General features: G+C 41.2%; 17 protein-coding genes. 12 read left to right on the top strand and 5 right to left on the bottom strand.

Features of this window, described 5'->3' with window-relative positions:
* Positions 1 to 244: 244 nt before the first annotated feature.
* The gene (locus FNK51_RS21340; RefSeq protein ID WP_098373008.1) at positions 245 to 892 is read left to right on the top strand and encodes a pentapeptide repeat-containing protein; all 648 of its coding nucleotides are present in this window, start codon (positions 245 to 247) and stop codon (positions 890 to 892) included.
* 207 nt (positions 893 to 1,099) lie between these two features.
* Positions 1,100 to 1,786, top strand: a complete 687-nt coding sequence (locus FNK51_RS21345; protein WP_141994603.1) for a VOC family protein — start codon at positions 1,100 to 1,102, stop codon at positions 1,784 to 1,786.
* A 230-nt stretch (positions 1,787 to 2,016) separates the two neighbouring features.
* On the opposite strand, the gene FNK51_RS21350 is transcribed toward FNK51_RS21345, so the two are convergent.
* Entirely contained in the window at positions 2,017 to 2,217 is a 201-nt protein-coding gene (locus tag FNK51_RS21350; protein WP_098373010.1) for a nucleic acid-binding protein, read from the bottom strand.
* Between the two features lie 207 nt (positions 2,218 to 2,424).
* On the opposite strand from FNK51_RS21350, the gene FNK51_RS21355 reads away from it, so the two are divergent.
* The 9 genes from FNK51_RS21355 (at position 2,425) to FNK51_RS21395 (ending at position 10,913) form a co-directional block, all read left to right on the top strand.
* The gene (locus FNK51_RS21355) at positions 2,425 to 3,702 is read left to right on the top strand and encodes a family 8 glycosyl hydrolase (RefSeq protein ID WP_141994604.1); all 1,278 of its coding nucleotides are present in this window, start codon (positions 2,425 to 2,427) and stop codon (positions 3,700 to 3,702) included.
* Positions 3,703 to 3,747: 45 nt separating this feature from the next.
* On the top strand, positions 3,748 to 4,143 hold the full coding sequence (locus FNK51_RS21360; RefSeq protein WP_141994605.1) for a VOC family protein: 396 nt from the start codon (positions 3,748 to 3,750) through the stop codon (positions 4,141 to 4,143).
* A 322-nt stretch (positions 4,144 to 4,465) separates the two neighbouring features.
* The gene (locus FNK51_RS26720; protein ID WP_181762313.1) at positions 4,466 to 4,624 is read left to right on the top strand and encodes a hypothetical protein; all 159 of its coding nucleotides are present in this window, start codon (positions 4,466 to 4,468) and stop codon (positions 4,622 to 4,624) included.
* Positions 4,625 to 4,993: 369 nt separating this feature from the next.
* On the top strand, positions 4,994 to 5,194 hold the full coding sequence (locus tag FNK51_RS21370) for a DUF3311 domain-containing protein (RefSeq protein WP_141994606.1): 201 nt from the start codon (positions 4,994 to 4,996) through the stop codon (positions 5,192 to 5,194).
* Positions 5,191 to 6,666, top strand: coding sequence for a sodium:solute symporter family protein (locus FNK51_RS21375; protein ID WP_141994607.1), 1,476 nt, complete (start codon positions 5,191 to 5,193; stop codon positions 6,664 to 6,666). The genes FNK51_RS21370 and FNK51_RS21375 overlap by 4 nt, the downstream gene beginning before the upstream one ends.
* 51 nt (positions 6,667 to 6,717) lie before the next feature.
* Positions 6,718 to 6,924 (top strand): alpha/beta fold hydrolase, encoded by a 207-nt coding sequence (locus tag FNK51_RS21380; RefSeq protein ID WP_141994608.1) that lies wholly within the window; start codon positions 6,718 to 6,720, stop codon positions 6,922 to 6,924.
* A 142-nt stretch (positions 6,925 to 7,066) separates the two neighbouring features.
* Positions 7,067 to 7,381, top strand: coding sequence for a thioredoxin family protein (locus tag FNK51_RS21385; RefSeq protein ID WP_048686672.1), 315 nt, complete (start codon positions 7,067 to 7,069; stop codon positions 7,379 to 7,381).
* A gap of 173 nt (positions 7,382 to 7,554) precedes the next feature.
* Complete coding sequence (locus FNK51_RS21390; RefSeq protein ID WP_141994609.1) at positions 7,555 to 8,061, top strand: RrF2 family transcriptional regulator; 507 nt, start codon at positions 7,555 to 7,557, stop codon at positions 8,059 to 8,061.
* A 2-nt stretch (positions 8,062 to 8,063) separates the two neighbouring features.
* The gene (locus tag FNK51_RS21395) at positions 8,064 to 10,913 is read left to right on the top strand and encodes a YhgE/Pip domain-containing protein (protein ID WP_286178811.1); all 2,850 of its coding nucleotides are present in this window, start codon (positions 8,064 to 8,066) and stop codon (positions 10,911 to 10,913) included.
* A 45-nt stretch (positions 10,914 to 10,958) separates the two neighbouring features.
* Here FNK51_RS21395 and FNK51_RS21400 read toward each other — a convergent pair whose 3' ends face one another.
* The 4 genes from FNK51_RS21400 to FNK51_RS21415 all read right to left on the bottom strand — a co-directional run bounded on the left by FNK51_RS21400 (position 10,959) and on the right by FNK51_RS21415 (position 12,968).
* On the bottom strand, positions 10,959 to 11,330 hold the full coding sequence (locus tag FNK51_RS21400) for an ArsR/SmtB family transcription factor (protein WP_098373017.1): 372 nt from the start codon (positions 11,328 to 11,330) through the stop codon (positions 10,959 to 10,961).
* Positions 11,331 to 11,759: an SRPBCC family protein gene (locus tag FNK51_RS21405; RefSeq protein ID WP_098373018.1), complete on the bottom strand. Its 429-nt coding sequence runs from the start codon at positions 11,757 to 11,759 to the stop codon at positions 11,331 to 11,333. It abuts the gene before it with no gap.
* 125 nt (positions 11,760 to 11,884) lie between these two features.
* On the bottom strand, positions 11,885 to 12,328 hold the full coding sequence (locus FNK51_RS21410) for a DUF6376 family protein (protein WP_098373019.1): 444 nt from the start codon (positions 12,326 to 12,328) through the stop codon (positions 11,885 to 11,887).
* A 34-nt stretch (positions 12,329 to 12,362) separates the two neighbouring features.
* Positions 12,363 to 12,968, bottom strand: a complete 606-nt coding sequence (locus FNK51_RS21415) for a serine/threonine protein kinase (protein WP_098373020.1) — start codon at positions 12,966 to 12,968, stop codon at positions 12,363 to 12,365.
* A gap of 590 nt (positions 12,969 to 13,558) precedes the next feature.
* Between FNK51_RS21415 and FNK51_RS21420 the strand changes: the two genes are divergently transcribed.
* On the top strand, positions 13,559 to 14,829 hold a 1,271-nt coding region (locus FNK51_RS21420; RefSeq protein ID WP_141994611.1), incomplete at its 3' end, for an SH3 domain-containing protein.

Genomic DNA, 14,829 nt, shown 5'->3' on the forward strand with positions numbered 1-14,829 from the left:
GCAGTTTTTTTTGCAAAATGTTGATGGAAGATGACACAAAATACCGAAAAAAAATAGTCATTTTTGCGAAATTCTTAGATTGAACTTCACTGAAATATAGCTTACGGTTAGTATATTACCAGCGGTGGACCCATATCGGTTCAGACCTTTAAAAAATAAATCATACCGCTTCCGGTAAAGAAGTGTGATGCGGTTGGAAAAAAGTTATCCAGTGATTGAAGAAATAAAGTGAAAAGGTGATAAGATGTCAGGCAAAATCAGAATTGAACAGCCAAAGATCCCTCAAGACTTAACTCAAGCGAACTTTCAGGAAATATATTATCAAGATGAGCCTTATCTGGATTCATGTATCATATCCAATTGTACGATCGATAGAGAAAAGATGGACAAAATCGTATTATCACAGGTAGTTTTTAAAAATGTGACATTCAGCGATGTATCATTCAGGAATATCGAGCTGACGGATGTTATTTTCGATCATTGCGATTTGACGAATGCCGATTTCATGGGCGGCTCGATTCATCGGGTGGAATTCAAAGAGTCCAAACTATTAGGCATTAACCTGTCTGACGCGAGTTTAGGGAATGTCTACTTTGAGAATTGCAACTTGAATTTAAGCGCTTTTGGTTATTCCAGTTTAAAGCAAGTGAAGTTCGATCATTGCTCATTGGAAAGTGCTGATTTTTATGAGTGTAAATTCATCAAAGTGAAGTTCGAAACATGTAGATTAAATGAAGTGAACTTTTCCAGGACACCGCTCAAAGGAATTGATATTAGCAGTTCTACATTTCAAAGGCTTACCGTATCCATGGAAGATTTAAATGGATGCGAAGTTTCCCCGGACCAAGCGATAGTATTTGCAGCCATGCTGGGCCTGAAAATTAAAGAGTGAACCTTTTAAGATGAAAAAATGACTCAATGGAGCTGACACGAGTGACCACCGAATTTGGTGGTCCTTTTTGAGTTGGCATGTCGCTAATTGTTGGAGTAGTAAAAATGGGCAACGTGTATATGAATATATGATTTTGAAAAGTACGGAATGTTTGCACAAATGCAGGATTACTTTACAATATTTGTTAGGTGGAAGGGGGATTAAACGTTGATTATCAATAAGGTCACTTTGTATAGTCATGCATGGGATGAAATGCGGAATTTTTATGTTGATGTGTTAGGATTTGAGTTACTATCGCAAACTGATGATGTTTTTGAAATGAAGGCAGGGGAAAGTGTGCTTGAAATCAAAAAATATCATCACAATGAAAAGCCTTTTTATCATTTTGCCATGAACATTCCAACCAATTTATTTACTTCGGCAAAAGCATGGGCGAAATCAAAAGTGGAATTGACTATAGAAGATGATTATGACGAAGTTTATTTCAGCTATTCTGATGCACATGCTTTTTATTTTACAGACCCTTCAGGCAACATTGTCGAGTTCATATCGAGATATTCCGTATCACCCAAATCCGAAGCTAAGTATTTTTCAGCTCAAAACGTCCTGTGCATCAGTGAAATAAACATTACGACAGATGAAGTCAGGGCCTTGGGAAACCAGTTGATCAGTAATGGTGTACCTGTAAGGAATGGTGAAGAAATAAGTGAAGATGGATTGAATTTCATGGGGGAACATGAAGCAGGTTCGTTTTTACTTTTAGGTCCAAGGAAACGGCGGTGGATTTTTTCGAATAAAGAGTCGGAAATCTTTCCGCTTTCGATAGTCATAAATCAGCAACTGGATATTTCAATGGATGGCAAAGGAGTTATGGAATTGAAAAAAGTGGAATGATATTTTGGTCATACACTTCATTCGACCCATTGATGTATCTCCAAACCACCATTTAATCTTATTACTGATTCAAGTATAAACTTGTTACCATTAATACCGGCTTTCTTTAAATAAGCTATGATAAAGCATAATCTGATATTTCTTCCTTAAGCGATAAGGACAAAACATAAATATATACTTGCTAACTTACTATCCTCACAAACGTCAGTTAGCTGTATATATTTATATTTTTACTTAATAAATTCTCTAAACTCATCAATATAGAAAGCTACATAACCACAATTTGGGCATACAGATGCTTTAGGGTTTGCAGAAACACTACTGAAAAGTCCTTTCTTTTGACTAATCTTTATCCCATACATTCCGCCTTGAACATTTACTTGGCAATCATCTATCATTTCAGTTTGGCACTGATTACAAATTCTTTTCATTAAAACACTCCTTTTTAAAATACTTAAGTAGAAACACTCAGAATTCGACGTTTATAATAACATAAATATCCAAAATAACTTATGATATAGTGCAATTACATAAGAAAGGTCATGTTTAATAGAGGAAGAATTGATAACATATATTTTAACAGCACCATCTAACATACAATAGCAGTGAATACTGCAGCATAACTCAAGGAGCCAGCCATGAAAAAAAGAAGTTTATTGATAGCAGTGGGCGTGATCGTTTTTGGGATCATTGCTTCGATAGCATTGGTACCTCAAACCAAACAGAAAGAGCTTGTCGGTAAAAGGGCATTTCCTCAGCATACTGTCTATCAGGCGGGTACGATAAAACCTGACAATGTTTCACAGGAGGAGTTGGATGCTGCCGTAGCGAATTTTTATAAAGCCTGGAAAAATGAATATCTTAAGCAGCCAGCTGATGAAAATGATCAATATTATATTTTTTACAATGATAAAGGATATGCAGAGCCCAAGAATGCAGTGACCGTCTCTGAAGCGCATGGGTATGGGATGATGATAACGGCAATCATGGCAGGCAGCCAGGACAAGCATTACTTCGATGGTCTTTATCGTTTTTATAAAGCCCATGGAAGTGATAATGACCCTTCCTTAATGGCATGGCAGCAAGTTAAGGATAAGGCGGGTAAAATCATCAATACGCCAGGGGACGCCGATTCAGCAACTGATGGCGATATGGATATCGCCTATTCGTTATTATTGGCCGATCGCCAGTGGGGAAGTGAAGGGGAAATCGACTATCTTGCCAGTGCAAAGGACATCTTGGCTGCGATCATGTCGAATGAGATAAATCGGTCGCAGTCCCTGGTTAAGCTAGGGGACTGGGTGGAAGATAAAGATGAGGTATACGGACAATCGACTCGTTCATCTGACCTTCTTCTTAATCATTTTAAGTCATTTGAGGCGGCAACCGGGACTGATGGATGGAAAGATGTAACGGATAAGGCTTATGCGGTCATTCATTCGATTTATGAGGAGAAAAGCGGCAATACAGGTCTCATGCCGGACTTCATTGTACAATCCAGGGGAGAATACCAACCGGCTCAAGCTGATTTTTTAGAAGGGGAGAATGACGGCAATTACAGCTGGAACAGCAGCAGGACCCCTTGGCGCTATACACTCGATTACTTACTGACTGGTGATGAAAGAGCCCTGCCGCAATTAAAGAAGATGAATGATTGGATTAAAGCGGAAACGGATGGCAATCCTGAAAATATCCAATCCGGCTACACGCTGAACGGAAGAGCTGTGGAAGAAGGGAATAGTACAACCTTCGTTGCTCCATTCATGGTGAGTGCCATGGTTGATTCCTCCAACCAGCAATGGATCAACGAATTATGGGATAGGACGATACAGAAACAAGACGATGATGACTATTTTGCCAATACGATAAAATTACAGACAATGATCGTGGCTTCAGGTAACTGGTGGGCGCCGTGATTCAATGAAGAAAATTAATTAAAGAGAAACAGGAGTTTGATGAGAATGATGAAAGTCACACCTTTCTTGATGTTCGAAGGAAATGCGGAAGAAGCAATGAATTATTACACATCTTTAATCGAAGGATCGAAAATAACCAGCATGATACGGTATGGTGCCAATGAAGCAGGTACAGAGGGGAGTGTCATGCAGGCCACCTTTACCTTGAAAGATCAGGAATTTATGTGCATCGATAGCAATGTTAAGCATCAATTTACGTTTACACCTTCGTTTTCAATATTCCTTACATGTGATAGTGAAGAGGAAATTGACAGGCTTTATTCGAGCTTAGCTGATGGCGGACAAGAGCTTATGCCATTGGGTGATTATTCCTTTAGTAAGAAGTTCGGATGGATATCTGATAAATTTGGTGTTTCCTGGCAACTTACTCTCCCAATATGAATGATGTGAAAAAAGCCACTGGATAGTGGCTTTTTTTCAGTTTGTTGACCAAAGGTGTTCGTAAGGCGTGGATGGTCGAAAAATTGCAAACCATGATTTTTAAACGAGACCTGGTTGTACTACTGATTTCCACTCCAGGTACTCGCTTTCCGCGGGCGGTCCGGGAGCCTCCTCGGAGCCTTTGCGCCTGTGGGGTCTCCCTTGGACGCGCTTTTCCCGCAGGAGTCTCGCACACCCGCTCCAATCAACCTTGTTTAAAAAATCAGATAGAAGCCCTTTTTTCGACAAAAGGAGGTTCGGAAGTGTTTCAGCATGATCCATCATGTTTTTTACTGTAACCCTCACTAGATTGAAGAAATTTGCGACATTCCTGCCGAATAACTGGCTAGCCGAGACCCCACAGTCGCTTGCTATGATGGTGCTTGGCAGACAGTCGGCGGAAAGGGAGCTGATTTCTGAAATCACCTGGAATGTTTATTAAATAAAAAAACTGAAGAGACTCTTGTTCCCTATAAGGGATGAAAAAAATTTTTACTTGTAAAATTTTTTTTACTCATTAATAAGGATTCTCCTATCAACAGCACGTTGATGCATCCTCGATAATAAGTTTTGCCCAACTGCTTTCCTTGATATATACCCCATTCACTCCGTTTATTTCTGAAAATTCCAACATTGGCATGCGGATTGCTAGATTAAAAGTAATATCACATATTGACGTCGGCAGAAAGGGGGACTATGTAACTGCGGCGGCTCCGCACTTTTTCACGATTGCTGCGCAGGTGATGAATCAAAGATATCAATCTTCGTGTTACCACATTTAGTTCATATCATTAGACAAGAGGAGAATCTCATGAAACCAATTTATTTTCTTTCTATAATTCCTGTAATCGCCATACTTGGCGGGCCTTTTTGGGCTAATAGTATCGAACCGTATATTCTTGGCATGCCGCTATTCTTTTTCTGGAACTTTTCGTGGCTGATCTTTACCGCTTTAGTCGTTTTTATCATTTATATGCTAGATCCCAAGAATAAAGAGAGGGAAGAGAAATGAATATTGCGATCATCATTATTTTCAGTTTCCTGTTGCTGTCACTTTATTTAGGGATTAGGGCAAGAAAAGGCAAGGACATGGACCTTGAACAGTGGACAGTCGGCGGACGCGGGTTCGGCCCTTTCATCATCATGATTTTACTGGCGGGAGAGATCTATTCCACCTCCACTTTCCTGGGCTCCAGCGGGTGGGCATATGGTATAGGCGGTCCGGCATTGTACGGAACGGCGTTCGCAGCATTGGGCTACCTGTTTTCTTATTGGATTTATCCTGCCATTTGGAGCTACGGAAATAAACACAAGCTCATTTCACAAGCAGACTTTTATGTTAAAAAGTACAAAAGTCCGTTATTGGGGGTACTTGTTTCAATCGTCGGTGTTTTGGCCCTGGTACCGTTTTTGGTGCTGCAATTAAAGGGTCTGGGAATCATCGTTTCGACTACTTCCTATGGTTCGATTTCCCCGACGGTCGCCGTTTGGATCGGAGCTGTTTCAGTTACCGTTTATGTGATGATTTCAGGTATCCATGGATCGGTTTGGACAGCTGTTCTCAAAGATATCATGATCGCTTTGGTCGCGTTATTTTTAGGGATTTACATTCCGCTTCATTATTTTGGCGGAATCCAGCCGATGTTCGAAGCAGTCAATGCCGTCAAGCCTGATTTCCTGACACTACCGGATATGGGGATGAGTGCTTCATGGTTTATATCCACGATCATCTTGACGACGTTAGGTTTCTATATGTGGCCGCAAACATTCGGTTCTGCATATACAGCTAAAAGTGCCAAGACATTCCGTAAAAATGCGTTCATCCTTCCGCTTTACGGAGCATTATCTGTCGGTGCGATCTTTGTCGGCTATGCCGCCATCATTAAAGTTCCTGGGTTGCAAGGGTCGGATATGGATCTTGCGCTTTTGAAGCTTTCGATCAATACCTTCGATCCTTGGTTTGTGGGGGTCATCGGGGCAGCGGGTCTATTGACCGCCCTTGTTCCAGGCTCGATGATTTTAATGAGTTCAGCGACGCTGCTTGCCAAAAACGTGTATCAGCATTTTTCTCCTTCCGCCTCGGATAAACAAATTACGACCATTGCCAAGTTGCTCGTACCTGTTCTTGCTCTCATTGCCGTGTATTTTACTTTGACAGGAGGGAATACGATCGTGGCCCTTTTATTGATGGGATACAGCATGGTGACTCAATTATTCCCATCTTTCATCGCCAGTCTCCTGCAAAAAAACTTCGTGACGAAAGAGGGTGCGTCAGCGGGCATCATTGCCGGTTTAGCCACTGTTGGGTATACAACCATAACAAGCGCTACAATTGGGACAATTTTTCCGGCATTGCCGCAAGCCATTAAAGATTTGAACATTGGTCTTGTCGCTCTCCTCATAAATGTGATTGTAATGATTGGAGTCAGTCTTATTGCAAGGAAATTTTCCAAGGATAATAAAGGTGAATTGGAAGCTGCTTGATTATTTTGGATTTTAATAAAAAGATGATCTAAAAAGAGAAGGGTCACATTAGTGGCAGGCGGCCGTCATGATTGGATCACTCCTGTAGAGGCATCCATTCTCATCGCCGAAAAGATTCCTGACAGTGAATTGATCATTTTTGAAAAAAGCTGTCATTATCTTTTCATTGATGAAAATAGGGAGTTCATTTCAAGGATTTCCTCTTTCATAAACGAGAGATTAGAACTCCAAGAAATGGCGGCTTTGCCCAAAGCATAGAAAAGGTACATGAACCGGGCAAGAGTTAGATGGATCCAAGATAAACCGTTTGTGCTGTAAAGGAATTAATTATATATTAATCCTTGAGTACATTAATTCATGGATTAAAGTATGACGATAAGAAAGCCCGGAGGAGACGATCATGAAAAATATCAATACTGAACAAGAATACCGTGAACAAATCAATCAAGAGGGACTGACGGTCGGGATTTTTACTACAACATGGTGTCCGGACTGCAAACGTTTAGACATGTTCATCGATGAGATCACTCAAGAACATCAAGACAAACAGTGGTTTACAATCGATCGTGACGAGTTCCCTGAGATTTCTGAAGAGCAAACGGTAATGGGAATTCCATCACTATTAGTATTTAAGAATGGGGAAAAGGTTGCACATCTGCACAGTGCAAATGCTAAAACTCCAGAAGCGGTCAATGAGTTTCTAAATGACCTATAAAAAACCTTGAAAGGTGAACCCCTTATTATGCTGTCATAAGGGGTTCACTTTTTTTCAGAAATTTTTTCTAGAATTAACTTGATTTCTATGATGAAACGGGTTTTAATTAGAGATACCGAATATCCATTATGGATATCAGACATCCACATAGATACTGAAAGAGGTGAACTGATTTGCAATTAACAAAAGGGGTCGAGCAAGCTATATGCATCATTGTTATCCTCTCCACCCAGGATAAAAATGTACCGCTTTCGTCTAATGAGATCAGCAGGCGATTGGAGGTGTCTCCTTCTTATTTGAAAAAAATCATAAGGAAATTGGTCGTTAAGCAGATAATCACTTCCGTTCCTGGTAATAATGGCGGCCTTACTCTTGCCAAAAGTGTAGATAAGATTAAAAACCTTGAAATTATTGAGGCGATGGAAGGCCCCATTTCGATGTTTCCGGATACGGGACTTATAGAAAAAGCGTTTAAAGATGGAGAGTATGCAGAGAAGGGGATGGACGTCCTTCGTCGGATGTTTTCTCGGGCGGATCAACTTTTGATAGAGTTCTTTTCCAGCCAGACAGTGGCAGATTTGCTGAAAGAAAGCTTTGGCACCACGGACATACCGACTCTTAATTGGAATTCAACGTCATTGAGTGATGTACTGCGTGAAAAGAAAGGTGAAATGAAGTGAACATGCTTAAACAAGAATGGAAGCTTTTCCTTACAAATCGAAAACTTGTCGGTGTCGCAATCGTTTTACTGTTCGTGCCGATTATTTATGGGGGGTTATTTCTTAGTTCCGCTTGGAATCCATACGGGAATACAGGCAAATTACCTGTTGCAGTCGTGAATAAGGATGTGAAGGCGGAATATGAGGGTAAAACCTTAACAGTCGGTAATGAGCTAATCGAGAATTTAAAGGAAAATGATGATTTAGAATGGCATTTCGTAACGGAAAAAGAGGCGAAAAAAGGATTTGATGATGGTACATATTATATGGTCGTTACCATTCCTGAGGACTTTTCGAAAAATGCTGCAACCGTCATGGATGATAAGCCAAAAAAAATGAATTTGACGTATGACGTGAATCCTGGACGCAGTTTCGTTTCTGAAACGGTCGGAAAACAGGCAACGAATAATTTGAAAACGGAAATTGCCGAAAGTGTCACTAAAGAATATGCGGAAGCGATTTTCTCCCAGCTGGATGAAATCGGAGATGGATTCAATGATGCAGCAGATGGGGCATCAAAACTGGATGACGGTGCAAAAAAACTGCATGATGGAAACAAAGAAGTGACGGAAAATCTGAATAAATTAGCTTCCAGCACATTAACTTTTAAAGATGGAGCGAATAAACTTCAAATCGGCGTCGGCGAGTTTTTGGAAGGAGCCAACAAGCTTGAAAGTGGCGCGTCGGAATTAAATAAGGGAATTTCACAATATACTTCCGGTGTCGGTCAGTTACAAAAGGGTGCGGACGAACTTGCATCAGGCACAGGGGAATTAACTAATAATAGTGAAGCACTTATACAAGGTTCATCCCAACTTTCTACTGGGATCGCCAAAGTAGTTCCAGGAGCGCAAACTTTAAATACGGGATTGGCACAAGCGCAAACAGGCAGTGCGAATTTGAATGATGGGTTGAATCAATTATCACAAAATGCAAGCCAGCTGACGGACCAATCGACAGGAATTCCAAAATTGGCAGCAGGTCAGCAAAGTTTAAATGAGGGAATCAATAAACTGGCAGAAGGAGGCCAGGCGTTAAATGACGGCCTGAAAAAAATGGATGGCCAATTGCCCGCAGAAGAACAGCTGAGTCAGCTTAAGCAAGGACTGACAAGCATTCAAAGCGGTGTAAATCAATTGCAAAAAGCGGTTCCTGCAGGGAGCAGCGCGTCCGGTACCGTATCTGGCATTACTGATGACCTCAATAACAGTCAAGCGGCCTTAACGGAACTTCAATCAACAATTGCGAATAATGGTCAGAGCACGATCAATGCCGTTCAAAATACGGAAGCATTCAAAGGCATGACCAGTGAACAACAATCCGAATTAATCGGGGCCATTCAAAATGAACTTCAAAACCAAGCGGAAGCACAAAAACAAATCGCATCGACTCTTGCTGCAAGTGTATCCGACTTATCAACGCAATTAAAGGATAAAGTAATGCCTGTATTGAATGGATTAGGCCAGCTTCCAGAACAAGTGGCCAATTTAAATAATGCGGTGAATAAAGTCAATCCAAACGCCGTTTCAGCGTTAAACGGATATACGGCAATAAGGAACGCACTTGAAGAACAATTGATTCCTGGTGCAACCCAATTAAATGGCGGCTTGAATGAGGCTGTTGAAGGCAGCAATCAATTAACGGCGGCAACACAAAGTTTAAATGAACGGACACCAGAATTAGTGAAGGGAATCAACCAGTTAGCACAAGGCGGTTCCTCTTTGAATAATGGCCTATCAAAACTAACTGAGGGATCTGGTCAACTGGTTGATGGAGTTTCACAACTTCAAGCAGGGTCAACCTCCTTTGGGGATGGTCTTGAGAAGTATGCTTTTGGTGTTAGCCAAGTTGGCGAAGGGGCAAGCAAACTTGCTAGTGGAGCCAATGAACTGAATGCCAACTCAGCTGCCTTGAACGATGGCTCATCAGCACTTGTTAAGGGCACTGAACAATTGGCAAGCAATCTGCCTACTTTAAGCAATGGAGTCATCCAGCTTGCCGATGGGGCAGGTAAGATCAATGAAGGTTCATCAGCACTTGCTGAAGGTTCCGGTAAATTGGGTGATGGCATATCCTCACTTAAAGATGGAACGGTCGAGCTATCGGAAAAACTCGGTGATGGAGCAGAAGAAATAAGTGAAAACAAAACAACCGATGATAATTACAGCATGATTGCTGAACCGACACAGGTTAAGGAACAAAAAAGCAGTGACGTGCCGAATTATGGTCATGCACTGGCTCCTTATGTATTGTCTCTTGGCTTATTTGTAGGAGCTATAGCCTTCAATATGGGATTCCCGACAGGCTTGCCTTCCACAAGGCCTACTTCAGGAGTGGCATGGTGGTTCAGTAAATTTACGGTCCTATTTATCCAAGCGACGCTTTCAGCATTAGTGTTGGATGCGATCATGATTTGGGGAATGGATTTACAGGTCGAGAACATGGGGCAATTCATTGGGGTTTCCATACTGACTTCCCTTACCTTCATGTTCATCGTCACCTTCTTGACCGTAGGATTTGGAAATCCGGGTCGTTTATTAGCGATGATATTCCTTGTATTACAGCTAGGTGCAAGTGGAGGGATGTTCCCCGTGGAACTGACCAATAACTTCTTCAGTCATGTTCACCCGTTCATACCAATGACATACTCTGTCATGGGCTTCCGTCAAGCGATGAGTACGAGCCTTGGAGCGGATGCATTGACAACGAGTATAGTGTTCCTTACTGGATGCATCATTGTCTTCAATCTACTACTATTGCTAACGATGGTCATCAGGAAGCGCAAAGAACACAATGTGGAGATGGATGTATAAACTAATGAAAACCCCCCCGGTGCAATGCGCCGGGGGTTTTCTTCATTATGATGGTTCATCCGTGTCCTTTTCTTTATCGATGACTTTCAATCCATTTTCCCCTGAATTTTCAATCACATGTTTAAGGATGGATAATTTGTTATCCCAGAATTGATCATAAAAAGAGAGCCACTGTTTCAATTCCGCTAAAGGTTCTGGCTGAAGCCGAAAGCGTTTCTCTCTGCCTACCTTCCGGCCACTGACCAATTCAGCTTCAGAAAGGATATGAAGATGCTTGGCAATCGCTGTACGGCTCATGGAAAAGTGAGAAGTGATTTTCGAAATGGGTAAATCCCCTTCAGCAAGCAATTGCAGGACCTTTCGGCGGGTTGGGTCGGCGATAGCCTGAAATACATCATGCTTTTCTGCTGCAGACACTTAGCCCTCAACAACCTTTTTAAGTTTTGCATGAACGATCTGTTCCCAGCCATGATCCATTCTATCGCGAATCACTGAGCTTTTTTCATTCGGTTTCGGAAGAATCGTTTCAGGCTCTTTCCAACCACCATGAATAAGGGTAAATTCCGTTTTGCCATCCAGTTCTTTTAAAATGAAGGAAATGAACCAACCGTCCGTATCCCAACTGAATGAAAGACGATGAGGAACATCTAACTCCGTTACCTTACAAGGAGATGGACCAAAAGGTGATTGCACATGGAACTCATGTCCCACTTTCGGTTGAAAATCATTTGGCATGAACCATGAAGCTATGCCCTCTGCAGTCGAAACTGTATCCCAAACTTGTTGGATAGGGGCTTCAAGAATAATCGTCTTCTTGATATCCTGTAGTGTATGTTGATTTTCCATACTGATTCTCCTTTTTAACTGAAAATATGAAACCAATTGGTTTTGCTTTGTTGATTATATAAAACCTTTTGGTTTCATGTCAATAATTTGTTTCAAGCGATTCGATTTTATTCATTGCAGGATGCTTAATTCCCCAATTCTTCAATTTGTTTTGCCAATCCTGTTATATTATCGATTGATTTCATTATCTCTGAATCTTCCAATGCCTTAGGGTCAATTTGGCCATTTTCAATATTATTCAGATATAATTCAATTCCATCCGAAAGCTGTTGATTCGAGCTGACGATCTTCTCATGGATGCCTTCAGCGATTTGGGGTGGTTCCGTTGCATTGAATTCTTCAATCTCCGTTTTCATCAATTCCAGTTCTTTTTCAAGATTTGCTCTTGCTTCGGCATTCGTGACGGCGTCCTGTGACAATGCAGGCACCTCATTGGAAAATTCCTTAACGGTATTTACATACTCCGTCGCATTATCTGCATACTCCAATGATGAATTGACTTCTTCTAAAGCTGAGCATCCGCTTAATGTAAGGATGGACAGCAGAGCAATGGTCATTATTTTTTTCATATATGCCTCCAATGTGATTTTTTTATAGTAAGGATCAGATGGGCAGAAATCTCTTTTTATAAATCGCTGCAATGGAATTCAGTATGAAGCTGGGGATCTTCTTCGGAAAAAATGACTTCGAATAGAAAAGGTGAAATGCACTTTTCAAGTCGTGCCACTGATTGCAGGATTTCACTTGCTTAAACCTTGCAACGTCAATGATCTTCACCTTTTTTTCGGAAGTGATGAAGATGTTTCGTAAATGGATATCCGAAGGGTTCAATCCCTCTTTCCTTGCCAATTGCAGGGCATGGTCTATCTCTGCAATGTTTTCTTCCGTTATCGGGATTCCCAATGTTAAACATTCAAAAAGAGTGTTGCCTTCAATGTGATCTATAACCAGGTAACTTACCCCCGCATCATATAGGGTTGGATAGTATTCGATGGATTGGACGGTTTTGTATATTTCAGCTTCAACTTTAGCTGTGTGAGAATGATCCGGGAAAAACACTTTTAGTGCCTTATTGGTGGAATGTATTTTGAATACATATGCGCTGCGGCCTTTTCCGATAAGTGATAAAGATGGGTCGGCATCAAGCAATATATGCTTTTTATCATCGGAAATCTTAACGCTTTGAGCTAATTCATTATAGTTCTGCATACTTTTCACCTCTATTGTGCAATTTTTCGAATCAAAAAAGACGGTATAACCGATTATTGGTCATACCGTCTTTAAAAAAATTAAAAGACCTCACCAAATAATCGGCAAGGTCTTGCAAACAACTAAAATCAGTTGCCAATAAAGCCGAGGATTCAATCCTGTACTGACGACTTTATTGTATAGCTACTCCCCTTAACAGAAGGATTCTTATAAGTTATATACAGTAATTATATAGGTTATTGCCTCGATCCGTCAAATACTAAGGATCGTGTGCTCACCTTTTATGTATATTCGGTAAATGCAGAAAGATGCTCGTCTCATAGGCATTAATTTGAGTGGTAAGTAATTATATCAATATACTTTATATTCATCATTTGCTTGCCGGGTAAGCTTCTTTGCGAATATTTCTATTTTATTACTTAAATGTCTATTAGTTTACTATTATGTTACAATCTCCTTTATCTCCCTATAGATCTAAAGGAATATGATATATTTTAGACGAATGAGCATATATGCCTATATTATTATACTGAATTTAACCGATATTTAAATAAATGTTAAAAACATAATTCTTTAGTAGGGAGAATGAGATGAAGAAATTAATTATACCAACTTTCTGTTTTGCAGTGTTGTCTACAGTTGCTTTCGAAGAAAAAATATCTGCAGCTCCACTACATGCGGAACAGGCCAGTATTGAGGACTTCATGTTTGTACATGTAAGTACCGGTTCGCTCAATATGAGAAAAGACGGGGCGGAGGATGCAAGCATAGTTGCAAAGCTGGCAAATGGCACACAGGTAACGGTGTATTCGGAGTCCAAAGGCTGGGCGAAGATCAAAGCCAATGGAAATGATGGATATGTCAGTACGAAGTATTTATTGGCAACGAAGCCAGGGACTTTATCGAAAAGTGCAGTAACGATTAAAACGACAACAAAATATGTGAATGTGAGCACAGGTTCACTGAATATGAGAAAAAACGCCAGTGATAGTGCAGGCATGGTCGCGAAGCTGACTAGGGGCACACAGGTAACGGTGTATTCGGAATCCAAAGGCTGGGCGAAAGTCAAAGCCAATGGAAAAGATGGATATGTCAGTACGAAGTATCTATCGGCAAAGAAGCCAGGAACGGTAACCAAAGCTGCGGCGACCGTTAAAACGACAACGAAATATGTGAATGTGAGCACAGGTTCACTTAATATGCGGAAAAGCGGGATAGATAGTGCCAGCATAGTCGCAAAGCTGACAAGAGGCACACAGGTAACGGTGTATTCGGAGTCCAAAGGCTGGGCGAAAATCAAAGCCAATGGAAAAGAAGGATATGTCAGTACGAAGTATCTAACGGCAAAGAAGCCAGGAACGGTAACCAAAGCTGCGGTAACGGTTAAAACGACAACGAAATATGTGAATGTGAGCACGGGCTCCCTCAATATGCGAAAAAGTGGAAAAGCTACCGCAAGCGTTGTCGCCATCCTTTCTAAAGGGACGAAAGTGACGGTCTATTCGGAAGCTAATGGCTGGGCGAAAATCAAAGCCAATGGTAAGGATGGATATGTCAGCGCCAAATATCTGTCTGCTTCAAAGCCAGGATCGGGAGCAACGTCAGCCACACCTGCAAAAACGACGACGAAATATGTTACGGGTTCCCTCAATATGCGAAAAAGTGGAAAAGCTACCGCAAGCATAGTCGCCATCCTTTCAAAAGGAACGAAAGTGACGGTGTATTCGGAATCCAATGGCTGGGCCAAAGTCAAAGCCAATGGTAAGGACGGGTATGTCAGCACCAAATATCTATCGATGGCAAAGCCAGGATCGGGATCAACGGCAGTAACGCCTGAAAAAACGACAACGAAATATGTAAA

The sequence above is a fragment of the Bacillus sp. B4EP4a genome, from assembly GCF_006680105.1.
GTDB classification, from domain to species: Bacteria; Bacillota; Bacilli; order Bacillales; family DSM-1321; genus Peribacillus; species Peribacillus simplex_E.